Consider the following 6,082-nt stretch of genomic DNA (forward strand, 5'->3'; position numbering starts at 1 on the left):
GATCACGGTGCCGACCTTGAGGCACACGAAGACGTCCGTGTCCGGCCATGACGACCTCTGCTCGCCCAGCGCCAGCAGGTTGACGTCCTGGTCGAGATAGGCCGGCACGCCGTACCGCTCCGCAAGGTCATCGGCAATGGGATAGCGCAGCCACTCGCCGACGTCGGCAGGCGACGCGGTCGCGAGCTCTACCTTGCCCGGCAGGCCGATGCCGATTCCTCGCAATCGCGCGGCGTCCTCGTGGATGGACGTCAGCGCGCGCTCGGTGGTTGCGCGGACAGCCTGCACCAGGTCCTTCGGGCGCGAGGAGATGCCGACGTCCACGACATCGCTCCACAACACCTCGGTCGCGAGATCGGTGATGGCGACGCGTGATCCCGACACGCCCACCTGCACGGCGAGCACCACGCCGGCGCTCGGGTTGAACTCCAGCCCGACTGCAGGCCGACCCCGACCTTGCGGCACGGCGACGGTCGACTGCAACAGTCCCTCACGCAGGAGAACCTGGACGCGTTCCTGGACCGTCGAGCGCGCACACCCCATGAGGGTGGCGAGCTCACTGGTGGTCTGTGCGTGGCCCCGTCGAACCAGCTCCAGCAGCTCACCGGACCGCGCGGTGCGCAGGCGGGCCGAGTCCCGGTGCCTCGTCGTCAAGCCATCCGTCATCCCCGTGCCTCCAGGCATTGCTGAGTGTCGTCACCGTACCGGCGCACTATTTTATGTGAAGGATCCGCGCATTAAGGTTGACAGTCGGCATAAATGCTCTTAGTGTCTCCTGACATCCCGCGCCACGGAGCGCGCGGGCGACGGGCAACGGAGGCCGGTGATGGTTCAGCGAGACGCCGTCGAGACGCGGGTGGTGCTCGTAGGAAGCCTCGATACCAAAGCGGCCGAGTACGACCTGCTCCGCAGCGAGCTGGAACGTGCGGGCGTAGGCACCGTCCTCGTCGACGTCGGCGTGCTCGGTACGCCTGGCATCCGGCCGGACGTCAGCAGTGAGGAAGTCGCACGAGCGGCCGGCGCCAACCTCGCCAGCCTCGCGGCACACGGTGACCGTGGTGAGGCGGTCGCCACGATGGCGCGCGGCGCTGCACACATCCTGACTCGCTTGCGGCAGAGCGATCGGGTCGACGGACTGATGGTCGCCGGTGGCTCCAACGCCGGCACGACCTTCTCCGCACTGGCATCCCAGTTGCCGTTCGGCGCTCCCAAGGTGCTGCTGTCGACGATCGTGATCGGCCAGACCCGCCCCTACGCAGGTATCGCCGACGCCACCATGATCAACCCGGTGGTCGACATCGCCGGCCTCAACTCGCTGTCGTGGCGGAGCCTGGTGAACGCCGCCGGCGCCATGGTCGGCATGCTCGCTACGCAGTCGCGCACGCCGCCGGTGAGCGCTGGCCGCGTCGTCGCCGCAACGATGCTCGGGGTCACGACGACGGGTGCCACCGCGATGCGTGAACGGCTCGAGGAACTCGGGTACGAGGTCCTGATCTTCCACGCGAACGGCGTGGGTGGCGAGGCGATGGAACACCTGATCGCGCAGGGCGTCATCGCAGGCGTTGCTGACCTGACCACGGCAGAGATCGCCGACGAGGTGGTGGGAGGCGCCTATCCGGCCGGACCTGCTCGACTGACGGCAGCCACACGCGCCGGTATTCCTCAGGTCGTCAGCCTCGGTGGCCTCGACATCGTGAAGTTCGGTGCGCCGGAGACAGTACCGGAACGGTTCGCCGACCGACTTCTGTACCGGCACAACGCCGCGGTGACTCTGATGCGCACCTCGGTCGAGGAGGCGCGGGCGATCGGTGCACGAGTCGGGCACGCCTTGGCGGGCGCGACCCCAGGCACCGCGCGGGTACTCGTGCCCGAGCGAGGGTTCTCGTCGATGTCGACGCCCGGAGAGCGCGTCTCCTCCGAGGACGCGGATCGTGCACTCGTCGATGCCCTCGCGGACTCCCGGCCCACCAACGTGCCGGTCGACGCAGTTGACCAGGACTGCAACAGCCCGGCGTTCGCCCATCGTGTGGCCGAGTCGCTGCACGAGCTGATGACCACCCGCCACGCGGCGGAAACTGAGAGGACCTCATGATCAGGCGAGTCGATCTGCTTCGCAAACTGCGCGACAAGGTGGCTAACGGGCAGCCAGTGATCGGGGGCGGAGCCGGTACCGGGCTCTCAGCGAAGTGCTCTCAGACGGCCGGTTTGGACCTCGTGGTGGTCTACAACTCCGGCCGCTATCGCATGGCTGGGCGCAGCTCGATGGCTGGCCTGATGCCGTACGGAGATGCGAACGAGATTGTCATGGACATGGGTCGGGAGATCATCCCTGTCGTCGAGGACGAATTTCCCGTGGTGGCCGGGGTGTGCGGCACGGACCCGTTCAGGTCGATGCCGCGGTTCCTGCGCTCGGTTCGCGATGCCGGTTTCTCCGGCGTGCAGAACTACCCGACCGTGTGCCTGTTCGACGGCATGATCCGGGCGAACCTCGAGGAGACGGGACTCGGATTCGACCGCGAGGTCGACATGATCGCCCAGGCTCACGAGCTGGACCTCTTCACGATGTCCTACGTGCACTCCGAAGACGAGGCACGCGCGATGTGCGAGGCCGGGGCCGACGTCATCGTGGCGCACGCCGGGTTGACCACCAACGGCATGATCGGGGCCAAGACCGCCTGGCCGATCGACGAGGCGATCGCGTTCGTCGAGCGAATCCGTGCGGCAGCGACCAGCGTGCGCGACGACGTGCTCGTGCTGGCGCACGGAGGCCCGATCGCCGAGCCCGACGACGTCGCCCGCGTGCTGCGCGAGGTTCCAGGCATCCACGGGTTCCTCGGCGCCTCGAGCATGGAACGCCTGCCCACCGAGGTGGCGATGGTCTCGCACATGCAGTCGTACCTGGATCTTCCGATCGGAGGCTGACGATGTACAAGGCGACGATCGTGTACGGCCACCCCACCGACCCGAAGGAGTTCGACCGGCACTACCGCGAGGTGCACATTCCTCTCGCGAAGGGCATGCCGAATCTCCTGGCCTGGACCATCACCTGGCTGGAACGCGGGCTCGACGGCGTGGAGCCGGACGCCTACCTCATCGCCGAGCTGTACTGCGCGACGCGTGAGGACCTGCAAGCAGCCTTCGAGTCCGATGCCGGCCGCGCCGCCGCAGCCGACGTCGAGGTGTTCGCCACCGGCGGCGTGAGCATGTCGTTCGGTCCCGTGACGGACGTGCTGGCCGCGGAGGCAACCTGATGTCCACAATCGATGTCGCCGTGGTCGGCAGCCGGTTCGGCTCCGCGTTCCTTCCGCTGTACCTCAGTCACCCAGGTGTCGACCGGGTCGCGCTCGTCGATGTCGATGCCGAGGCACTCCGCGAGACGGCCCAGGCCTACCGGGTCCACGACACTTTCGGCAGCCTTGACGAGCTACTCGCGACGGACCGTTACGACGCGGTGCACATCGCTTCGCCGGTGCGTTTCCACGTGGAGCAGTCCGTCGCGGTTCTGCGCAGCGGACGTCACTGCGCGAGCGCCGTCCCGATGGCGACCACGCTGGAGGGAATCGAGCGTGTGCTCGATGCCGAGCGCGGTTCCGGGTCCGCCTACATGATGATGGAGACGATGGTCTTCCATCGTGCTTTCCTCTACATCCAAGACCTGATCGAGTCGGGTCGGATGGGCCCCCTGACGCTGCTTCGCGGCGACCACATCCAGAATCTCGACGGCTTCCCGCGCTACTGGCAGGGCTACCCGCCGCTGGAGTACGCCACGCACATCGTCTCCCCGCTGCTCGCCCTCGCCGATGCACGAGTGCGGCGGGTCGTCGGGCGGGGAAGCGGTCTGCTCACGTCCGAGCGTCGCGGTGACTTCGACAATCCGTTCCCCGTCGAGACCGCGCTGATGGATCTCGATCGCGACCGGCTGACCGCCGAGGTTACGGTCTCGTTCTTCCAGACAGCGCGCAGCTACTACGAAGGGTTCTCGGTGTTTGGCCACGACATGGGCGTGGCCTGGCCCCTCGTCGGAGAGGATGACGGGCTCACCGTCTTCACGCTCGAGCAGGGTGCCGATGGTCGTGGGCGACCTGTTCGCGTCGACCAGGTGGATCCACCAGAACGCACCGATCTTCTGCCTGCTGAGCTCGCCCCCTTCACGGGTGCCGCGGAATTCGATCCAGGCGACGGCGGAGCGAAGGTACCCGTGCTGCCGCACCACGGAGGGTCTCACCCTCACCTCGTGCACGAGTTCGTCTCGGCCATCTCTCAGGGCAGACGCTCTCGAATCGACGGTGTCACGGCAGCAACCTGGACAGCTCCCGGGATCTGTGGCCACGCCTCCGCGCTGGCGGAAGGCGACTGGACGACGGTGCCCGACTACGGGCGCCCGTCTCGCTGGGTGACCACCAGGTCGAGCGAGTCGTCGCACGAGGGCTGACGCGACGCCGTCGGCCATCAGCAGTCCGACCATCAGCACACTCAAGGAGGAGTCATGAGAAGTACATCCACGCGTCGTTACACGGTGTCTGTGGCGGCGGCAGCCGCACTCGCGTTGACCATCAGCGCCTGCAGTGGTGGGGGAGATGGCGGTGGTGGCGGGCAGGCCGACGGCAGCCTGCGGATCCTCGTACTGAAGTCCGGTCTGACTGGCCCGATGGCCGACATGGCCTGGGTGGCCGATCTCGAGGAGATGGCCGGCGTCACGATCACCTGGGAGGAGATCTCTGCCGACTGGGACCAGAAGAAGTCGACGATGCTGGCTGCCGGCGATATCCCCGACCTCATCATCGGGACGAACGCCATCACCAACTCCGACCTCATCACCTTCAACGGACTGTTCGAGGACCTCAGCGACGACATGGACGCGCTCCCGAACGTGACCTCCATGTTCCAGGAGATCCCCGAGACCGAGTTCATGGCGACGCAGTCGAGCGGAGAGGTCTATTCGCTCCCGAGCTATCGCCGTTTCTGGCCCGAGACGGGAACGCGGCAGTACGTCAACCAGGAATGGCTCGACAACCTCGGGCTAGAGGCGCCCACCACGTTCGACGAGCTGCGTGAAGTCCTCACCGCCTTCAAGGAGGAGGATGCCAACGGGAACGGCGATCCGAACGACGAGATCCCGATGGACTGGGCGCCGGCGGGGGACTACGGCTTCGGCTACTTCCAACCCCACGTGCTACTTGGCGGGTACGGGCTCGCTCTGAACGACGGCGGCGGCGCCGGCTACTTCGTGGAGGACGGGCAGGTGGGGAACTTCTTCACCGATGAGCGGTACCGCGACATGGTGAGCTTCCTGCACGAGCTCTACGCCGACGGGCTGATCAGCCAGGAGGTGATGACCCAGGACTATTCGGCGTACCAGTCGGCCGGGCGTGGTGACGGCGATATCGCCCGGGTGGGCTTCAGCTGGGGCTGGACAGCGTCGGATCGGTTCGGGGCGCAGCTCGCGTCCCAGTACACGTCCCTGCCACCGCTGCTGCCGGAGGCGAATACCGATCCTTCATCTGTGGTCTGGTCCTATGACAACTACGGCATGAACTTCGGCGGCAACACGATCACGATGTCGGCGCAGAGCGACAACAGGGAAGGTGCGCTCGCGGTGATCAACGCCTTCTACGACCAGGACATCTCCCTGCAGGGCCTGTGGGGCGAGATCGGGCAGAACATCGAGAAGATCGATGATGTCACCTACGAGGTGCTCCCGCCCGCCGACGAGCAGTCTGACCCTTCGACCTGGAAGTGGACCACCACCCTCGGAGACAACAGTCCTGGCTGGATCCGCGACGACATCGAGGTCACGATCCCGGTCGACCTGCAGGAGGCGGTCGACGAGGAGCAGCCGCTGCTGGATGCGATCGGCAACGTCGACCTCGACAACGGGCTGTTCCCAGGACCCTTCATCAAGATGTCCGAGGAGGACCTGAGCGCGTTGGCGCTGAACAACACCGCGGTCTTCAGCATCGCAATGCAGCGATGGGCCGAGTGGGTCACCAACGGTGGCGTCGCGTCGCAGTGGGACGCCTACGTGGCAGAGCTCGAAGGGCTGGGCATGACCCAGAACATCGAGATCCACCAGCGCTACTAC

At 66.5% G+C, this 6,082-nt stretch carries 6 protein-coding genes; 5 read left to right on the forward strand and 1 reads right to left on the reverse strand.

Annotated features, from left to right (window positions below):
- On the reverse strand, positions 1–654 hold a 654-nt coding region (locus tag ACOJSN_RS19470; RefSeq protein ID WP_420114144.1), incomplete at its 3' end, for an ROK family protein.
- Between the two features lie 172 nt (positions 655–826).
- Here ACOJSN_RS19470 and ACOJSN_RS19475 point away from each other — a divergent pair.
- The 5 genes from ACOJSN_RS19475 to ACOJSN_RS19495 form a co-directional block, all read left to right on the forward strand.
- Positions 827–2,092 (forward strand): Tm-1-like ATP-binding domain-containing protein, encoded by a 1,266-nt coding sequence (locus ACOJSN_RS19475; protein WP_420114145.1) that lies wholly within the window; start codon positions 827–829, stop codon positions 2,090–2,092.
- Positions 2,089–2,922 (forward strand): phosphoenolpyruvate hydrolase family protein, encoded by an 834-nt coding sequence (locus tag ACOJSN_RS19480; protein WP_420114146.1) that lies wholly within the window; start codon positions 2,089–2,091, stop codon positions 2,920–2,922. Before ACOJSN_RS19475 ends, ACOJSN_RS19480 begins: the two co-directional genes overlap by 4 nt.
- Positions 2,923–2,924: 2 nt before the next feature.
- Entirely contained in the window at positions 2,925–3,251 is a 327-nt protein-coding gene (locus ACOJSN_RS19485) for an EthD family reductase (RefSeq protein ID WP_420114147.1), read from the forward strand.
- Positions 3,251–4,432, forward strand: a complete 1,182-nt coding sequence (locus ACOJSN_RS19490) for a Gfo/Idh/MocA family protein (protein ID WP_420114148.1) — start codon at positions 3,251–3,253, stop codon at positions 4,430–4,432. Before ACOJSN_RS19485 ends, ACOJSN_RS19490 begins: the two co-directional genes overlap by 1 nt.
- A 54-nt stretch (positions 4,433–4,486) precedes the next feature.
- A partial coding sequence (locus ACOJSN_RS19495; RefSeq protein ID WP_420114149.1) for an extracellular solute-binding protein occupies positions 4,487–6,082 on the forward strand: 1,596 nt, incomplete at its 3' end.

The organism is Pseudactinotalea sp., from assembly GCF_048594945.1.
Classification (GTDB): domain Bacteria; phylum Actinomycetota; class Actinomycetes; order Actinomycetales; family Beutenbergiaceae; genus Pseudactinotalea.